At 39.0% G+C, this 17,579-nt stretch carries 16 protein-coding genes and 1 pseudogene; 6 read left to right on the forward strand and 11 right to left on the reverse strand.

The window, feature by feature from the left end:
• Both ACI6MV_RS19285 and ACI6MV_RS19290 read right to left on the reverse strand, forming a co-directional pair.
• The coding region (locus tag ACI6MV_RS19285) for a sigma factor (RefSeq protein ID WP_407271950.1) at positions 1 to 225 on the reverse strand (225 nt) is incomplete at its 3' end.
• Positions 215 to 403 (reverse strand): hypothetical protein, encoded by a 189-nt coding sequence (locus tag ACI6MV_RS19290; protein WP_407271951.1) that lies wholly within the window; start codon positions 401 to 403, stop codon positions 215 to 217. The genes ACI6MV_RS19285 and ACI6MV_RS19290, both read right to left, overlap by 11 nt.
• 556 nt (positions 404 to 959) lie before the next feature.
• Here ACI6MV_RS19290 and ACI6MV_RS19295 point away from each other — a divergent pair.
• The 3 genes from ACI6MV_RS19295 to ACI6MV_RS19305 are packed head-to-tail and all read left to right on the forward strand — an operon-like array spanning position 960 to position 4,613.
• Positions 960 to 1,373: a hypothetical protein gene (locus ACI6MV_RS19295; RefSeq protein WP_407271952.1), complete on the forward strand. Its 414-nt coding sequence runs from the start codon at positions 960 to 962 to the stop codon at positions 1,371 to 1,373.
• Between the two features lie 34 nt (positions 1,374 to 1,407).
• Positions 1,408 to 2,067, forward strand: a complete 660-nt coding sequence (locus ACI6MV_RS19300; protein ID WP_407271953.1) for an ABC transporter ATP-binding protein — start codon at positions 1,408 to 1,410, stop codon at positions 2,065 to 2,067.
• Positions 2,068 to 2,069: 2 nt separating this feature from the next.
• Positions 2,070 to 4,613 carry an FtsX-like permease family protein gene (locus ACI6MV_RS19305; RefSeq protein ID WP_407271954.1) on the forward strand — a complete coding sequence of 848 codons (2,544 nt, stop codon included), beginning with the start codon at positions 2,070 to 2,072 and terminating at the stop codon, positions 4,611 to 4,613.
• Between the two features lie 130 nt (positions 4,614 to 4,743).
• Here the strand turns inward: ACI6MV_RS19305 and ACI6MV_RS19310 are convergent, their stop codons facing one another.
• Positions 4,744 to 5,064 (reverse strand): thioredoxin family protein, encoded by a 321-nt coding sequence (locus tag ACI6MV_RS19310; RefSeq protein WP_407271955.1) that lies wholly within the window; start codon positions 5,062 to 5,064, stop codon positions 4,744 to 4,746.
• A gap of 149 nt (positions 5,065 to 5,213) precedes the next feature.
• Here ACI6MV_RS19310 and ACI6MV_RS19315 point away from each other — a divergent pair.
• Positions 5,214 to 5,441, forward strand: a pseudogene (locus ACI6MV_RS19315) (GNAT family N-acetyltransferase); the annotation flags it as partial.
• A gap of 25 nt (positions 5,442 to 5,466) precedes the next feature.
• Here ACI6MV_RS19315 and fni read toward each other — a convergent pair.
• Genes fni through ACI6MV_RS19355 form a run of 8 tightly spaced genes read right to left on the reverse strand, consistent with a single transcriptional unit; the run spans position 5,467 to position 14,331 of the window.
• A complete protein-coding gene (gene fni / locus ACI6MV_RS19320; protein WP_407271956.1) occupies positions 5,467 to 6,495 on the reverse strand; it encodes a type 2 isopentenyl-diphosphate Delta-isomerase in 1,029 nt (342 codons plus the stop codon).
• Between the two features lie 12 nt (positions 6,496 to 6,507).
• Positions 6,508 to 7,968: a phytoene desaturase family protein gene (locus ACI6MV_RS19325; RefSeq protein WP_407271957.1), complete on the reverse strand. Its 1,461-nt coding sequence runs from the start codon at positions 7,966 to 7,968 to the stop codon at positions 6,508 to 6,510.
• Positions 7,965 to 9,086, reverse strand: coding sequence for a glycosyltransferase family 2 protein (locus ACI6MV_RS19330; protein WP_407271958.1), 1,122 nt, complete (start codon positions 9,084 to 9,086; stop codon positions 7,965 to 7,967). Before ACI6MV_RS19330 ends, ACI6MV_RS19325 begins: the two co-directional genes overlap by 4 nt.
• Entirely contained in the window at positions 9,068 to 9,817 is a 750-nt protein-coding gene (locus ACI6MV_RS19335) for a lysophospholipid acyltransferase family protein (protein WP_407271959.1), read from the reverse strand. Before ACI6MV_RS19335 ends, ACI6MV_RS19330 begins: the two co-directional genes overlap by 19 nt.
• Positions 9,786 to 10,496: a carotenoid biosynthesis protein gene (locus tag ACI6MV_RS19340; RefSeq protein WP_407271960.1), complete on the reverse strand. Its 711-nt coding sequence runs from the start codon at positions 10,494 to 10,496 to the stop codon at positions 9,786 to 9,788. Before ACI6MV_RS19340 ends, ACI6MV_RS19335 begins: the two co-directional genes overlap by 32 nt.
• Positions 10,497 to 10,542: 46 nt before the next feature.
• A complete protein-coding gene (locus tag ACI6MV_RS19345; protein WP_407271961.1) occupies positions 10,543 to 11,370 on the reverse strand; it encodes a phytoene/squalene synthase family protein in 828 nt (275 codons plus the stop codon).
• A complete protein-coding gene (locus ACI6MV_RS19350; protein WP_407271962.1) occupies positions 11,363 to 12,814 on the reverse strand; it encodes a phytoene desaturase family protein in 1,452 nt (483 codons plus the stop codon). Before ACI6MV_RS19350 ends, ACI6MV_RS19345 begins: the two co-directional genes overlap by 8 nt.
• The gene (locus ACI6MV_RS19355) at positions 12,811 to 14,331 is read right to left on the reverse strand and encodes a phytoene desaturase family protein (RefSeq protein WP_407271963.1); all 1,521 of its coding nucleotides are present in this window, start codon (positions 14,329 to 14,331) and stop codon (positions 12,811 to 12,813) included. Before ACI6MV_RS19355 ends, ACI6MV_RS19350 begins: the two co-directional genes overlap by 4 nt.
• A gap of 245 nt (positions 14,332 to 14,576) precedes the next feature.
• Between ACI6MV_RS19355 and ACI6MV_RS19360 the strand changes: the two genes are divergently transcribed.
• Both ACI6MV_RS19360 and ACI6MV_RS19365 read left to right on the forward strand, forming a co-directional pair.
• Complete coding sequence (locus ACI6MV_RS19360) at positions 14,577 to 15,461, forward strand: MerR family transcriptional regulator (RefSeq protein ID WP_407271964.1); 885 nt, start codon at positions 14,577 to 14,579, stop codon at positions 15,459 to 15,461.
• Between the two features lie 95 nt (positions 15,462 to 15,556).
• Positions 15,557 to 17,470, forward strand: coding sequence for a DUF2207 domain-containing protein (locus ACI6MV_RS19365; protein WP_407271965.1), 1,914 nt, complete (start codon positions 15,557 to 15,559; stop codon positions 17,468 to 17,470).
• Positions 17,471 to 17,579 lie beyond the last annotated feature (109 nt).

Genomic DNA, 17,579 nt, shown 5'->3' on the forward strand with positions numbered 1-17,579 from the left:
ATATGGATTAGATTGGTTAACCACTTTTGATTCCACTTGATTTTCTTCACGTGTTTCCAGATACACAATCTTTTTACGTTTTCGAAGCATCGTTTTACAGCCGTTAACTAAAATTGTCTTGCTCCAGCTATAAAACGAGTCGTCTTTCTTTAAAAGATAGACTTTTTCATAAAGTGTTACGATCATATCTTCTAATGCGTCTAAGGCATCTTGTTTATTGCCCATATAGTGGGTAAGCAAGTCTATAATAAGTATCTCGTTCGTCCATTATTAGTTGCAGCAATGCTTCTTTGTCGCCTTTTTTTGCTTTTTTTACGAACTTTGATACGTCCACACTGTCACCCCTCTCGCCTATATGACTATCTTCATAAGAAAAAAGTTCATTTATTAGAGTCAATTTCATAATTACATTACATAGCTATTTGCATCCACATATATTATGGAGATGGGTTAATCCAACTATATGTGGATATGAATGGCTAAGAATCAGTATTATGAAATTGACTAAAGAAAGTATTTTTTGAATTTTACCAGTTTTTTAAAAAAGCATGACAATTTTGTCATGCTCGTTTACTCTTTAGCGCTCCACTTAATATACGATCCAATCAATCGATCTGTCATTTGCAATTCCTCTGGTGACTTTGCACCGACGGAAAATATTTCCATTATCAATTGCATTCATTTACTTATCATTCCATTGGTAAGCTGGTCAACTGATTCTGCGGCTACTTTTAAAATGGACCAGCTAAAACCGGCTATACTTAACTGCAATTGGTTATTGTAGTGTTATAGATATCGGGTTTAGTTTCAATTTAGATCTAATACTATTATAGAGGATACAGAGAGAAGAATAACTTAATTAAAAATCCTTTTTTTTCCTAATTTAGGAGGAAAATAGCTGATTGATATAGAAACTATAATTATGGTGATCACCAAAACTAAAAAGGGAGAGATATGTGTTGATAAAAAAGGCTAAAGTGCTCATATTATTTTTCGGATTAAGTCTATTTGTCTTAGGTAGCTCTATTTCTGCTCAAGAGGTAGAAATTCTCGATGATGGAAATGTTATTAAACCAAATTATTACCCTGTGTATGCTTCTATTTCACCTAGTAGTCAGACAATTACAGGAGCTACGGCTACAGCTTCTTGGGATTTATCCTGGGGAGGTGGTGATGGAAGATATAATGTCTTCTTTAGCTATGGTGATGGAAATTCATATGAACCTAGTACTCAATACAATACTGGTCAACTCCACTTTTACGAATATTCATTAGGAAGCTCCACATATGCCGAGTATAGTCAAACATTAATTGTGTCTTCCTCTCCAGACAGTGATTCGGATTCTTCTACAGTTACACACGATAGATGGTAAAATTGTAAAAATCTTATAAATTGAGGTGTACGCATTGATAGAGCTTAAAGATGTTACAAAGGTATATCAAAATCAAGTCCAAGCGATTCACAACATTTCACTTCAAATCGATAGGTCCGAATGGATATCTTTTTTAGGTCCATCTGGTTCAGGAAAATCCACTTTACTTAATTGCATAGCTGGAATAGAAACACCCACTTCAGGTGAGATTAAAATTTCCGGTGAAAAAGTACAGGAATTTACAAGTAAGCAACTCCAGTTATTCCGGCGCTCTACTATCGGCCTAGTTTTCCAAGATTTTCGTTTGCTTCCGCAACATTCCGTATTAAATAACATTATGTTACCGCTGATACCCTATGAGGAAAAAAAGAACTTAAAGCAAAGAGCTATTGACTTATTGAAGGAAGTAGGAATGGACAAAAGAGGTGAGCACCTTCCTGGGGAATTATCAGGAGGAGAACAGCAACGAGTTGCGATTGCTAGATCACTGATTAATCAACCAGATATTTTAATTGTGGATGAACCTACGGGAAATTTAGATAAAGGAAATCGAGACCAAATAGTCACAATTCTCTTAGAGCTTCAAAAAAAAGGGCATACAATTCTAATGGCAACCCACGATCCAGAAATAGCCGTTCATGCAAACCGCAAATTTTCCCTTATTGATGGTAGCTTGCAAGAAGGAGGAGCGTGATCTTGTTTAGTATCATTGCACAGTCCATTCGTAACCAGAAAAAACTGTCCTTTTTATACGTACTCGCTATTGCTATCATACTGTTTACAATCCCTTTAACGATGAACACATTACAAACTGCTACTATAAAGGTACAGTCTGCTATTGAAGACCACGCTCGTGGAACATATGATATCTTAGTTCGCCCCAAAGGAGCAGCTAATCAAGTGGAGCAGAAGCTTGGATTGGTTGAAGAAAATTACCTCGCAGTAGGAAACGGCGGGATATCTATAGCGGAATGGAATGAAATAAAAAGGATTGCTGATGTGGATGTTGCAGCTCCTATCGCATCGCTAGGATATTTTACAGGCAAAAGCAAAACCTTTTCGATATGGAACCCAACTGAATCCGTGCGCGTAAATAACCATTTTTATACAACGAATGGGGTAAATCGATATAACATTAAGACTGTTTCAGCAGCGATGATCGAACGGGAACCTGGATTATTCGATAAAATGGCGGAGGGACGAAATAAAAATTATATGCAACCAGGCGTCAATCCCGCTTTTTTATTTCCTAACACGTATCACTTACTCGTTGGTATTGACCCAGAAAGCGAGGAAAAACTTACAAATATATCCTTTGATCAATTAAATGTAGAACTATCAACACGGCAATTAGAAAAATTATCGTTTGCGGGAGACGCACCAATTATTAAAGTATTAAAATTTAAGGATGCACAGGTTCCACTCTTTGTAAATATTGATTACGATACTATAGAAGTGACTTCAGAGCAATTATCCGAAATCCGAGAAGAATTGGACATTGAACTTGACGAACCTTTTTTCTTAGGATCAACAGAAGCCACCCGTCAAGTGCTAGCAAATATACAATCCTATCCTGCAAGTGAGGAAAAAACATATCATTATAATTTTTCTAATTATATAGAACCCTTTTCATATGACTTTATATACGTCAATAAGGAAGAACAAATCATTGTTGATAAAGAGCAAGGGGGATGGTCAAACCAAGGAGAAACCTCCATGTTTTACCAGACATCCGAAATTCCATATGAAATAGATCCTTCTAGAAATCGGCTTGCTGTTACCATTCAAGGAGTGCATGAAGGGGTTCCAACTTATAGAGAAGTAACAGAACGAGGAGTCACCTTCACAGAGAGTACTGGAGAACTTCCATTTGTTTTAGAAACTGTCGGTGACTATACGATGGTTGACAGACAAAAAGAGATTGCGTCAAGTCCTTTAGGTATTTATCAGCTGAGAAATCCTACACTTGTCGAAAATGAACAAGGGAAAATTACGGACATAGAAATGACACCTACGATTACTCCAGGAAGCTTTGTACCTTCACCTGCTCAAGGAGTCGTTTTACTTGAAGATACAGAAATTATTAAGGGTGAAAAACCAATCGATGCGATTCGAGTGCGTGTAGCTGGAATTGACGGATATACAATCAAAACTGCCGATAAAGTTAAACAAGTTGCTGGTGAAATTGCCAAATTAGGCTATCAGGTCGACATTGTCGCCGGTGCTTCTCCACAGTATCTCGAAGTGGAGGTAGAAGGGTTAGGCATAGTCAAAGAATCCTGGACTACCTTAGGTGCTTCCGCATCTATTCAAAATAGATGGAATGGGACAACAATCTTACTATCAATCGTATTTAGTCTTGTTTCACTAACATATTTATTTAACCGCATGTATTTATGGAAAGTAAATAAGCGTGGCCAAATTATATTACTTCAGCAATTGGGCTGGGACAAAAAGCATATCAGTCTGCTCTTTCAAATTGAGGTTACCCTACTGCTTCTGCTGGCAGGGATTGTTTCTTTGCTCGGCTTGTGGGCGACACACGATCCATTAGCTAACACCTCGCTCACATATAGTATATATGCTTTCTTGCTATGCATTGTTTTTTTTATTTCAATTTGGCATATCCGCGTATCAAATCGAAAGAAAACAGGTCGAATACGAAAGCATAAAACAATAGACGGCAGTTCGTTTTCTCGTCTAATACAAAGCAATGTTCACTTTTATCTACCTTATTTACGACCATGTGTACTCCAACTGCTATTTGTTAGTTTTCTAACGACATTTGCTTATCTATCCATTAAAGAGACAACCAATCAAACGGGTGTCACTTTACTTGGAGAATTTATAAACAATCAGATTTTTATCATGCAGTTGATTGTAATGTTAGCAGGATATACGATCGCTATCATTACTATCACTGACACGACCGAAACATTATTATCATTACGACGTAGGGAAGTTGGAATATTGCGTGCAGTTGGGTGGGATGCCAAGCAAATTATCGATATCTTCTTTTACGAAATGGCGTTATGGACAGGCTTTGCTACTTTAGTAGGGATCATCTTATGTGTGGTCAGTTATAGTTTAATTTATCCGATTACTTATGGATCCCTAGTGATTGCGCTTATTTCTTGGTTAAGTCTGTACTTTATTATTCTGGTGACTTGCTATTCTATTATCCGACGAATTCTTAACACCGAGCTTTCATCTTCTTTTGTATTAAGGCGAGGGGATTAAAGGTTAATAGTGCATGATCCTCAAAAACTCACACCGCCTTTACCTGCTTGTTGATAATTCGGCGCCTTTTTAACACGCACTTATAGAGAAAGAAACTCCCCTTTCCTAATTTAAGGAGGGGAGCTTTTCTTTAACCTAATTGTTGTTGCAAGAACTCAGTGACTTCTTCTGGTGATTTCGTAAAGGCACTATGCTGATGCGCTAGCTTTTCACCGTTCTGAAAAATAAGAATGCTCGGAATACCCATCACTTCATGCTCTTGTGCAAGTCCTTCTACTTCATCACTATTCACTTCGTACCACTCATATTGACTGTATCCTTCTAGGATATCACCAATAAACATATCCATCCGCTTGCAGTCCGGGGACCAGTTGGCATAAAATTTCACGATAACAGGTTGATCGGAGCTGATTATTTCATTGAATTCTTCTTTTGTTTTTATCGCTTTCATCCAGTCTAACCCCTTTCTTTACTAGGTTGTTAAAAACTTTCACTATGTCGAAATACTTTATTTATACGAAAATGGGGGTTTACGCTCAAATTTGGCGCAAAAAACTCTCCCCCTAAAAATGGATTTACCCATTTTTTTTGAACATCCTCTATAAGCTGTGGATTGATTACCTATTTAAATCCACTCAATTACATAGAATTGGCATGTCAACATGGTCAGTAAATAATCGAATGATTAAGGTAGCAAAAAGAATCGGAATGCAAGAGGAAGCCCGGATCAGAAAAGCTAGAATGGTTGAGGACAAATATTATGATGCCATTAAAATGGGGATATTACGTGAAGAATGGGAATTAACTTCGGCTCAGTACATTAACTGAGCCGTAATTACTATCAAAAAACAATTCACCCTTTGACTAGACGATTTGTTGCCTGCAAATCATCTAAAGACTGTGCACCAATTGCAAACATCGCCATTCTTAATTCCAATTCTTTTATTTCCATTATTTCAATAAGCTGTTCTGACGATTCGGTTGCTGCTTTTAAAATCGACCGACCGAACCCGGCCATATTAGCACCAAGCGCAATCGCTTTGGCAGCGTCTAATCCCGTTTTCATGCCACCGCTCGCGATAACGGGAAGCTGGTTCAACTCTTGTCTTACGGTCATAATACAATCAACTGTCGGAATACCCCATTCACTAAACGCTTCTGCTGCTTGTTTTTTGATCGGCTCTTTGGAGCGTAGCTTTTCGACTTGACTCCATGACGTTCCTCCAGCACCCGCAACATCAATAAACGACACCCCAACATCTGCTAACCGTTTAGCCACCGTTCCATCAATCCCCCAACCAACTTCTTTTACCCCAACTGGAACTTCTAATTGCTTGCATATTTGTTCTATTTTCGAAAGTAAATCTTTAAAGTTCGTGTTTCCGCCTTGTTGAATCACTTCTTGGATCGTGTTCAAGTGAAGCACTAGTGCATTTGCATTGGTTATATCAATGATTTTTCGACATTCCTCAATTCCAAATCCGTAGTTTAATTGCACAGCGCCTAGGTTCGCAATAATCGGTGTATTGGGCGCATATTCCCTTACTTGAAAGCTGGCGCGATATTCTTTACTTTCTACAAGTGCGCGCGTTGAGCCTAAAGCAATCGTCCACCCTTTAGCTTCTGCTGCTGTTGCCAAGTTTCGGTTAATGGTTTCTGCTAAAGCTGCTCCGCCAGTCATGCTACTAATTAAAAATGGCGTAGCCCTCGATTTTCCTAAGAAGTTTGCTTCCGTTGTAATGTCAGCAAAATCGATTTCTGGTAACGCATTATGTATAAACCGCACTGTTTCAAAGCCTGTGGCAATGTTATCCCCGGTCACTTGATCTGTTAAGCACAATTTTATATGTTCGGACTTTCTTTCGTTTATATTGTCTGTCATCCTGTGCACCTCCTAGAGTGTATTTATTTTATGAATTTTATCAGCGACCAACATCCCTGACAATGTCACAATTGGAGTTCCACCACCCGGGTGTGAAGAACCGCCAACATACCACAGGTGCTTAATTTGGTTATCTTTATTTGGTATTTTAAAAAATGCTTGCTTAAAGCTGTTAGATGACATCCCGTATATCGATCCTTTATATGCTCCCGTCCGTTGTTCAATATCTTCCGGTGTCATCGTGCACTTGTACGTTAGATGTTTATTAAGACCAGTCAATCCTTTAGCTTCTAGCTTGGCTATTATTTTTTCGGTTACTATCTCTTTGTTTTTCGTCCAATCTGTGTTTTCTGAAACAACAGGTGCGTTCACGAGTACAAACAAATTGCTAGTCATTTGCCCTGCCGCCGTTTTATCAGTAAATCCAGAATTGCAGATATAGATGGTTGGATTTTCAGGCATCTTTTTATAGGTGAAAATGGCATCAAACTCTGCTTTATAGTGTTGTGGGAAAAATACATTATGATGGGTTAACTGATCATACTTACTTTCTACTCCTAATAATAACGCAAATCCTGATAAAGATGGCTCTACACGATCCAGTTTTCTATCATTACTCAAAAGCTTCTCACGAACCGTTAATGCGTCAGCGTTGGCAATGATTTCGTCAGCATCATACGTTCCTAGATTTGTTTCTACTCCGACAGCACGTCTGTCTTTTACAAGAATGCGCTCTACCTTTGTGTTTAATTGTACGGTTACACCTAACTCTTCGGCTAGCTTTTGAAAGGCTTCCACGATCGAATACGTACCACCCTTCACACCATATACACCCTGGTTACCTTCCAAGTGGGCCATCATGCCAAAAGTGGCAGGGGCTTGATAAGGGGATGAGCCAACATAGGTTGCATACCTACCAAACATCGCTAATGTATTCGGATGTTTAAAATAGGATTGTAACCATTTATCGAAATTTGTCATTGGTTTTACCTTTAGAAAACTGACTAACAATTTGGGGTTTAATTTCGCTTTCCAATCATATAACAATTTATTTAGAAATTGATCGTTGGCAATGTAATATAATTTGGCACTATCCTTTAAAAAAGCACGATATTGTTTTGCATCTTCTGTACTATAGTTTGCAATTTGCTGCTCGACCTTATCCACATCAGGACAAAAATCTACAACAGAACCATCTTCAAAGAAATTTCTCGTTCCCATGGGAAGATGATAAAATTCAAGGTAATCTTCCATACGTCTACCAGAATCCTCAAACACCGACTCAAACACATGCTTCATCGTGATGGTACTCGGCCCAAGATCAAACCGGTAACCATCTGACACTACCCGCTGTAATTTACCACCAACGGTTTGTTCTTTCTCTAAAATGGTCACTTGATAGCCGCGATAAGCTAGTCGAATCGCAGAAGCTAAACCGCCGAGTCCAGCACCAATTATCATGATCTTTTTCAAAAATAACGCCTTCCTTTCCACTCGTATCCTTGTTTACTGAACGATTTACATGCAGAATCTATCCCAATCGCAAGTACGAGAAACACACTAAACGGAATGAACACCCCATATAGTGGTAACATCCGATTAGACACATCTGAAATTGTTTTCGTGATAACAGCAAGCAAATAAGCAGATAAGGCCCACACATACAGTTCACCAACTACGATCCCATACAGCAAAACACCAAAAGGTAACAAATATAAAGTAAAATAGTAAATAACAACGGAAAGCATTAGTCCGATATTTTTATTTAATCCAGCAAAGATGTTTTTTTGATAGCCACGCCACACTTCGCGCTGATTGTGATACATGCGCATGGATACGTAACGGTCTATTTTCATCAAATTAGCAGGAATGCCTGCTTTTTTAACCGCTTTAATCATCTCCATATCATCCAACAACGCTTCACGAATTGTCTCATGTCCACCCACTTGCCAATAGCTACTTTGTTCAATAAGTATAAACCCACCATGTGCAGCGGAGAATTTCGAGTCTTGTGATGTTCGCACGAGTCGAATGGGTAAGTGACAAATAATCACAAACATCATCATCGACACCACGAGCTTCTCCATCCATGAGCCAACCACTTGTTTTGGAAAACCGGAAATCATCCCTGTTTTTTGCTTTTTTATCGTCGGCCCAACAGCAGCTAATACATGTTTTGACAGCCTTACATCTGCATCCAAAAACAATAGCCACTCTCCCTGTGCTGCTTGTGCTAACTGGTGACAAGCATGCGATTTCCCTTGCCAACCAGACGGTAATGCTTCTCCTGTAATCAGCCGAACACTCGGGTGTTCTTTTGCTATCTCTTCCACGAGTATTGCCGTTTGATCTGAAGAATGATCATCAAGCACTAAAATCTCTAACGGTGGAACTGATTGTTGTAAAATCGAATGTAAACTATCGATTATGTTATTTGCTTCGTTTCTTGCAGGAATAAGCACAGAAATAGTCGGAAATGTTGAGTTGTCCCCATGCTCTTGCTTTAAAGATTGAAGTTGAGATAAGTTAACGATCACAAACACTAGTTGCATGAATAGTATTGTACTGACGATTAGGAGAATGGCATCCATTTTCTAATCCCTTCTTTCCAATCGTCAAACAGATCACTCGTTGACTTACTACGCTTATTGATCGGTTTAAACGTTGCATAATCATAAAAATGCGGATGTTCGATCACATAGTCACGATGCGCATCAACTTGCTTTTCCAATATATCACGAAACACTTGTGTCCATTGATGGCGGTCTAGCTCACGTCCATTCCGCACTAGCACTTCATCAACTATGATTGATGCGATTGGCTTTTGTTGTTCACTAAATGAATAATGAAAACTAACCGGCTTGACGATTACTTGGTCTAGTGTTTTTATTAAAGCTCCAATTCCTGATTCCAACTCAAATGGACGCTTTTCTTGATGCTCAATGGCACCCTGCGGAAACATCCAAATTGCTTTTCCCTGTTGAACTAATTGCTCACTATAATTTAGTGAACGAACAATATCCCTTGGGTGTTGTTTGTTTACTGAAAAAGCACCTAATTTTCTAAAAAACTGATACTTGCTTAAGCCTTTTTCATCCATCATAATATAGTGGTCCAAGTTGGATAATTGTTCTGTTAACTGGAATATCAACAACCCATCCCACCACGAGCTATGATTTGCAATGTAGATCACCGGTCCCGATTGTATTGGATCAACATCTCCCTTACACACGACCGTATGAAAATTTCGTTTTATTAAATAATGTTTTTGATACAAGTAAAACAAGCGTCTAAACGGTTTGCTTTTTTGTGCGGTAAGCATATCGATACCTTCCTTCACTTACAAAAATAAACCCGATGGCCAACGGAAACAGGGAAGGAAATCCATGTTTCCAACCAAGTGAACCAAACATAAATAGCATAAGCTGAAATAAGCGTGTTGCAATCCGATGTGTCTGTTGACTGCGTTCTACTAACGGGAAAACAAACGATAATAAAGCGCCAATCACATACCAGCTTATAAAATTAGTTGTAGGAATTTGGAAATATGCTCCTGGGTGCTGCCAATGCCAGAAATTCATTTGTTCTGCAACAGGATCTAAAATTAAATCAAGCACTACTACCCAAAGACCCGTGTCTAAGGCGCGTAACCACTTGTTGCTTTGCGTGGAAAGGAGGATACTATTTGCGATTATCCCTACCCACGCTAAAGCGATCGTAAATGGTACACCTAGCAATAGTGGACCAAGCGTTGCTGTATAATGATATTCCCCAAACGGAAAACCTGTTGAAATACCAATTACTTCTATGAAAAATGTAACAATTGCTACGCGAGCGGCACAAATCCATATCAAACGCTTCCAAGTATAGATAGTAGCAAAAAGATCGACCATACAGACTGCATATAAAATTAAGAAAATAGCATTAGAAAATTGTAGCCATGCTGGGATTTCCCAGAACAGCATTAACACAAAGCCAATCCCATACCATACAACAAACAACGGAAGTGGTTTTAAGTAGGTTCGCAACTATATCACTCTTTTCTACCTATTGCGTTAGTTGTAAAAACAACTTACTTTTCCGTTGATTAGTTACAACCGCTCGCTTTGTAAATACTTGATAATCATTTTCCTGTACAACTTGAACAATCTCTCGGTAATAATTTGCTGCTAGTTTTATAGATAATCCACTTTTCTTAGGATACGTATCTAGCATTTCTAATCCTTCTCTAAACCAGTCATCTGCAACCTCGATTAAATCATTTACAATACGCCTGAATGAATCATTCACCAGTTGCGCGTCAAAATCTTGTTGCTGATAGTTATATTTGTTTAATAACTCACTAGGTACATATCTTCTTTCTAATTGTTGATCGGCACCAATATCACGGATGATATTGACAATTTGCATCGCTTTTCCTAATGCGACACCAGACTGCACGATTTTCTCGTCAGCTCGATCATGAAGCACAGGAATTAGCATTTCTCCAACCGATCCAGCTACGCGGTAACAATAGTCTTCTAATTGCCCCAATGTTTCATATGATGTTTGCACATAATCCAGGCGTTGGCCACTCATTTGTGTATAATATGGCTGTTTCGAAATTGGAAATTGCTCAAATAGCCACCTGAGCGCCGGCCAGACAAAGTGCCCCTCTGCTTCTTCTAAGTGATTAAAATGGTCTTCAAGCTCATCTAATGTGTATGGAGACCGGTCCGGTTCGTCAACGGCATCATCAATCATCCGGCAAAATGAATAAATAATATAAACAGCCTCTTTTCTTGGTGAAGGCAAGAATTTAAATGCATGATAAAAACTTGAAGAGTTCTCCTTCATCATTTGCTCGCAAGCTAGCGAAAATGACCGGTTAAGCATTCACTTCCATCTCCTTTTCAATTAGTTCACTTAGCAGTCTTGCACCTTGCATGACAATCGGAATGCCCCCACCAGGATGAACAGAGGCACCGACAGCATATAAGCCACTGATCGTGGGGTGTGATACTTGCGGCCTGAAGCCACCTGACTGATTTATGTTAGGTGCAATTCCAAAGCTTCCACCCATATAGTTTCCCTCAGCTTCCGCGTCTCTTGGGGTTCGAACCTCTTTCCATTCTATTGACGCTTGCAATCCTTTAAAACAGCTGTTTTCAACCCGTTGTATTTGTTGGTCAACCAAGGCGTCAAGCACTTCGTCAGATAGCTTCATAGCTGATGGAACTGGAATTAGAAAATACAATACACTCGTCCCGGCTGGTGCTGCTTCACTATCAATCGCACAAGGATTAAAAACATAACACGATGGGTCTGTAGGTGCTTTGTTCTCCTTGAATACTTCCTTCATATTTTGGTCAAAGTCGTCCGACAAAAAGAACTGATGTGTAATTGCCGTATTCCACCGTTTATTTACCCCTAAATACACGAGCACACACCCTGATGATGGCTGATATTTTTTAATCGCCTTTTTCTTTGTGTCTAGTAACGTATCAAGATGTGGATAGTCACCATTAAAGACAACGGCATCACTGGGCTGAAAATTCCCATTGATGACAACTCCTTGTGCTTTTTTGTTTTTTGTTACAATTCGTTCTACCTCGGTCTGTTTATAAATAGTAATATTTCTTGTTGCACATTCCTGCTCTAACTTCGGGATCAAACTTGCATAACCGCCTTTAAGATACCAAATGCCAAAAGCGTGCTCACTATACGATATTAAGCCGTACAATGCTGGCACATTATGAGGGGAACCACCAATGTATAGACTTTGCAGTGCATAAGCATGCCGCAGTCGAATATCATCAAAATATAGCGACAAAAAGTCCTGAACATTTTTATAGGACTGTGACTGCCATACAAATTTTGCATTTGTAAAGGAAAGAAAATCCCTTTTCCGCTTAAATATACGAGACAAAAATGCCTCAAAACCAAACTGGTAAACAGCTTCCATGTCTTCCATATACCGTTTGAAATGAAACGATTCACCCGGAAACTGCCTTTCAACCTCTACTATTTGCTTGTCGATTTCTTTCCATTTTCTAAACGTCGAACCGTCTGCATAATATATGTCGTACAAAGGATCACAGGATAACAATTCTAATTCACTCGTATCCATCCCTGCATCCTGCAAAATTTCAAGTAATAGATCTGGTAACAATACAATTGTTGGACCTTGGTCAATCACAAATCTTCCATTAGATTGAAAGGCCAACCTTCCACCAAGCTCCTCGTTTTTTTCATAAATGGTCACTTGATGCCCTTGTCTTTCCAGCAAAAGCGCAGCCGTTAATCCGCCGATTCCTCCACCAACAATTGTGATATTCATTGTGTAAGCTCCCTATTGTAATCCGCGTTAGCTTTACGATCATTTTCGTGTTCTGCTATCAATAGGTCGGTACTAATCATCGCAGATTGAAAAATTGTCGGTAAACCACTGCCTGGGTGCGTTCCCCCACCAACAAGATAACAATGATCCACGTCTTCAAATTTATTGTGTGGACGGAAATACATCATCTGGTCCAAGCTATGTGATAGGTTAAAAGTAGCACCTTTATACACGTGAAAGTCCGCTTCCCAATCAGCTGGGGTGATAACCTTTTCCACCTCAATCCAATCTCGTATGTCTGCTAGTCCTGGTTGTTGCGCTAGTTTAGTAATAATTTTATCTTTTACTACTTCTCTTTGCTCTTCCCAATCAATATCTGCATCCAAATTAGGGACAGGCATAAGCAAATACAAAGCTGTTTTTCCTTCTGGTGCAAGGGTCTTGTCGATAACGGATGGATTATGTACATATATAGACGGATCATCCGAAAGCTTTGATTGTTTGGTAATCTCCATTACATTTTTTTTATAATCATCAGCGAAAAATATCAAATGGTGTGGTAAATCTAGTTCTCGGTCAATTCCGAGATAAACCATAAACGTAGAGCAAGATACACTTTTTTTCTCTAGTCGCGCTTTACGATATTTAGTTAAATCTGACTGATCAAATAAATGTGTCATAGTATAACCAAAATCAGCATTAATGATCACATCATCTGCATATATTTCCTCTCCATCTGAGAGTGTTACGCCCTTCGCTTCACCATCCTCAACAATGATCTTGTCTACAGCTGCATTTGTATAAATGTCTCCACCATACTCTTCAATCACGCTAGCCATTGCTTCACAAATTTGATTTACGCCGCCTGTAGGATGATACAAACCATAACGGTGCTCTAAGTAAGAGAGAATCGTAAAGGTACCGGGGCAGTCCCATGGTGACATTCCTAGATATTTCGCTTGAAAGGAAAACGCCCATTTTAAACGCTCATCAGAAAAATATTTTGATAACCTACCATAAACGGTATCAAGCGCATTTAGCTTCGGTAATGCTCTCCACATATCCTTTGTAAAAAAATCTCCTAAACTCGTAAACGGTTGTTTTAATAGATTCGTAACCCGATCAAACTTTTCACCTTCAATGCGTAAAAAGCGTTCATAACTTTCTTCATCTCCTGGAAATAATTCTTTAATTTGCGCTTTAGTCGCTTCTACATCACGGCTCGGAGTAAACGAAATATCTCCAAATTTCAGTGTGTATAGCGGTGACAGTTCCTTCATTTGCACGTACTCGTGCAAATTTCTGCCAGCACGCTCAAACAACTCCTCTAACACTTGAGGCATCATTAGAAAAGTCGGTCCCAAGTCAAAAGAATAGTCACCAACGGAAAGCTTTGACGTTCTACCGCCAATCACAGGTTGTTTCTCAACTATCTTTACTCTATAACCCTTAGCACTTAACAGCATTCCTGCAGCTAGCCCACCAGGGCCCGCTCCGACAATTATTATTTTTTTCATCGTATCCTCCCTCACTTTCAACAACCGACGTGACAAATTCTCCACCCTAATTATATAATCTTTGTATAACTTTTGTATAGATTTTAGCATATTTTATTACAATTTGCACATCGATTAACCTTGACCAACGGTAAAATTAACAGTTTAATTTTTAGCAAATATTTTTAAAAAGGTCTGAAATACAGTATGCTTATACAAGTACTGTATAGATTTTGTATCAGTTTTTCAGAAGGTGAGTGACCTATTTGTTTGGGATAAAAAAAGTATCAGAGATAACCGGGATTTCGCCAATTACATTAAGGGCGTGGGAAAATAGATATGAAGTGATAAAACCATTGCGGACCGATGGCGGGACCAGGATGTATACCCAAGAGCACGTCGATGACCTGTTATGGGTAATTAATGAGAAAGAAACAAATAAAATTTCGGTAAAACAAGCGATGAAGTTATTGCAGGAAAGAAAGCATAAACTTGATGCAACGCATATCGTGACGCAGGAAGTAATTGCAGACTATAACCAGTTTATTGACAATATTTATAAAGCGTTAGTGCAATATGACACAACAAAGGCGACACATCTCACTAATCTTGCTTTTTCAACGTTTGATTATGAAGATGTCTTTCATCATATTTTCGCACCAATTTTATATATAGTTGGCGACAATTGGAAATCAGGAGAGCTAAGTGTCGCACAGGAGCATTTTATTAGTCACTATTTACAAAGAAGGCTGTTCCATTTTTTCCAAGAAATATCCGGAGACAGTAATAAGCCGAAAGCGTTAGCGATTTGTCCACCAAATGAACTGCACAATATTGGCTTAATTCTATTTTCCTTATTTCTCAAAAGACGTGGCACAGACGTCTTATTTATTGGGGAAAACACGCCAAAGGAAAACGTACTTCCTGTCATCCATGCAAATAATGTTCGGCTCATTTGTTTTTCGGTTACAATTGATGACCATGTCAAGCATTTGCAGGATTTTATTGCCTATTTGGATGACTATTCGCTTGATGTGCACTACGTTATAGGCGGGGCAGCCGCGAAGCAGATTCCTGACCAACTTCAAAAATTTGTACTTTCCGGCGGGGTTGAGGAATGGGGTTCTTGGTTAAACAAGATTAAACTATAACCCTACCTGACTTGGGTTTAGCCTATATCAGTGGAACTTTTCATACTACTCATTCGTACATGTACAAACAACATTTTACGAAAAGGATGGATTAGATGAAAAAAATCATTCCCCTTCTTTCTTTCATTAGCGCGCTTTTTATCTTAACTGGTTTCTCCGACGGGGACCGCAGTTTCTCCATCGACAAAGTGGATATCCAAGCACAAATTGATACAGACGGAACGATCCATGTCCAAGAGCTTTTTCAATATACTTTTGATGGATCTTTCCAAGGGATGACACGTGCGATTAAATCAAACGCACAAAATTTCCATGCGTACTTAGTCGATGAACAAGCTGATGATGCGAGCATAGCTACAGATGGTTTAGAACAATTAGAGATTGAGTTAGATGAAGAGCAGTACAAGATCTATACAAGCTCGGAAAACGAGACAAAACAAGTATTATACAGCTATGATATTGTTGGCTCTGTGACGAAATATACCGATGTTGCTGATTTAACATATACTTTTTTCGATAGTTCTAACGAGACGGACTTACACGATGTTTCGATTCACTTATACACGCCCGCGGAAGCTGTGACCGAGAACACCTTTTTCTTTTTGCATGCCAAAGAAAAACCGGCGGTAGAATCGTATGATGGTGGAATCCATTACAGCTATGATTTCGTCTCAGCCGATCAATCTTATGATTTCCGACTCATCTTTCCTGCTGATCAATTAACCGCACAACCTGTGGATGAGAATAAGGAAATGAAAAGTTCCATTTTAACTGAAGAACAACTTTTGCAGGAAAAATATAAAAACTTAGACAAAAATCTAAATATGATGGCTCCTGTTTTACTAATATTTATTTTCCTATCCGTGATCATCGGAGTTATCATGCTTTGGAATCATCCAAATAGATACAAAGGCACAAAAAACAAAGAAGCATTAATCCAACTCATGGAGAAAAACGATCCGCTATTCGTAAAATATGTCGCTAATAACACAAGGTTATCTGGCGAGGACTTTATTGCCGGACTTTTTTCTCTCCATCAACGTGGCCTTGTTTCGATTGGCGAGTTACCATCAGACACCATAACAAGCAGCAGGACTCCATTTCGATTTACTTGGATAGGTACTACCAAGAAACTGTCCGAGAGCGATCAATTTTTAAAGGAATGGTTATTTACGAAAGAGGATGAGCAAGGAGAATATTTTTCACTTGAATCGTTAGAAGCTCCTGAAAATTATGAGGAACTGCTTCCTGATCAACAAAAAATTGTACGTGATAAAATGGAAGCTTTAAAAATACAATTTGAACATTGGCGTAAGCTTGTGAAAGAACAACCGTCTTTCCAAAAGCTGAAAAGCAGCTATCGTCCGTTTTTAGCATTTTCTTTTGTGGATATTGTATTAACCGGGTTGTTTGTTATTTATTTTTATTACCAAGATGTGTTACCCGTAGCATCACAATATGTTGTATCGGCGATCCTTACTATTGTAGCAGTATCGACAGTAGCTTTTAAAAGCAATAAAATTCTACTGGCAATTTATTATTTGACCGTAACAATCATGTGCTTATTCTTAACATTTACGACAGGTACTTGGGCTTTACTCGCTTTCATACTCGTTGCAGGTACACTATCACTCGTCCTTCCTAGTTACCAATGGAATGATGACGTAAAGGAATTAAGATATGCAATTAAGACAGCAAAACGGTTGTTCAGTACTAATCAGTATCCAACTGGAACTACACCAGAAGAAGCAGAAACAAAAATGCAATACGCGATTCTTCTCGGTTATGGCAATATGTTTGCCAAACAACTTGGATCATTTGCAGATTCCTATGCTTCGTTGGGACATTTTCCTTTACTAAAAAATCCGGTAAGCGCAGCGAGTGCATTCGACCCTAGTATCTATTTAATTGCCTCCTCATCTGCGGTAATGATGGGAGCAGACAGTCAAGGGGGTGGAACAAGTGGCGGGGGTGCAGCTGGTGGTGGCGGCGGAGCAGGTGCATTTTAGCGACTGGTTATGGCCGTGTTTGGTGCAATTACGGCGGCGTATGGTGCAATTGTTATGATGTGTGGTGCAATTGTCCAGGTGTGGTGCAATCAGCCTGGCTTCTGGTGCA

The sequence above is a fragment of the Radiobacillus sp. PE A8.2 genome (assembly GCF_045635475.1).
Classification (GTDB): domain Bacteria; phylum Bacillota; class Bacilli; order Bacillales; family Amphibacillaceae; genus JBJGXI01.

Excerpts from the sequence above, each read along its gene's own strand:
- ACI6MV_RS19330 (WP_407271958.1), bottom strand. The coding sequence starts at position 9,086 with ATGGATGCCATTCTCCTAATCGTCAGTACAATACTATTCATGCAACTA.
- ACI6MV_RS19310 (WP_407271955.1), bottom strand. The coding sequence starts at position 5,064 with ATGAAAGCGATAAAAACAAAAGAAGAATTCAATGAAATAATCAGCTCC.
- ACI6MV_RS19350 (WP_407271962.1), bottom strand. The coding sequence starts at position 12,814 with ATGAATATCACAATTGTTGGTGGAGGAATCGGCGGATTAACGGCTGCG.
- ACI6MV_RS19290 (WP_407271951.1), bottom strand. The coding sequence starts at position 403 with ATGAAATTGACTCTAATAAATGAACTTTTTTCTTATGAAGATAGTCAT.
- fni (WP_407271956.1), bottom strand. The coding sequence starts at position 6,495 with ATGACAGACAATATAAACGAAAGAAAGTCCGAACATATAAAATTGTGC.
- ACI6MV_RS19345 (WP_407271961.1), bottom strand. The coding sequence starts at position 11,370 with ATGCTTAACCGGTCATTTTCGCTAGCTTGCGAGCAAATGATGAAGGAG.
- ACI6MV_RS19335 (WP_407271959.1), bottom strand. The coding sequence starts at position 9,817 with ATGCTTACCGCACAAAAAAGCAAACCGTTTAGACGCTTGTTTTACTTG.
- ACI6MV_RS19355 (WP_407271963.1), bottom strand. The coding sequence starts at position 14,331 with ATGAAAAAAATAATAATTGTCGGAGCGGGCCCTGGTGGGCTAGCTGCA.
- ACI6MV_RS19365 (WP_407271965.1), top strand. The coding sequence starts at position 15,557 with ATGAAAAAAATCATTCCCCTTCTTTCTTTCATTAGCGCGCTTTTTATC.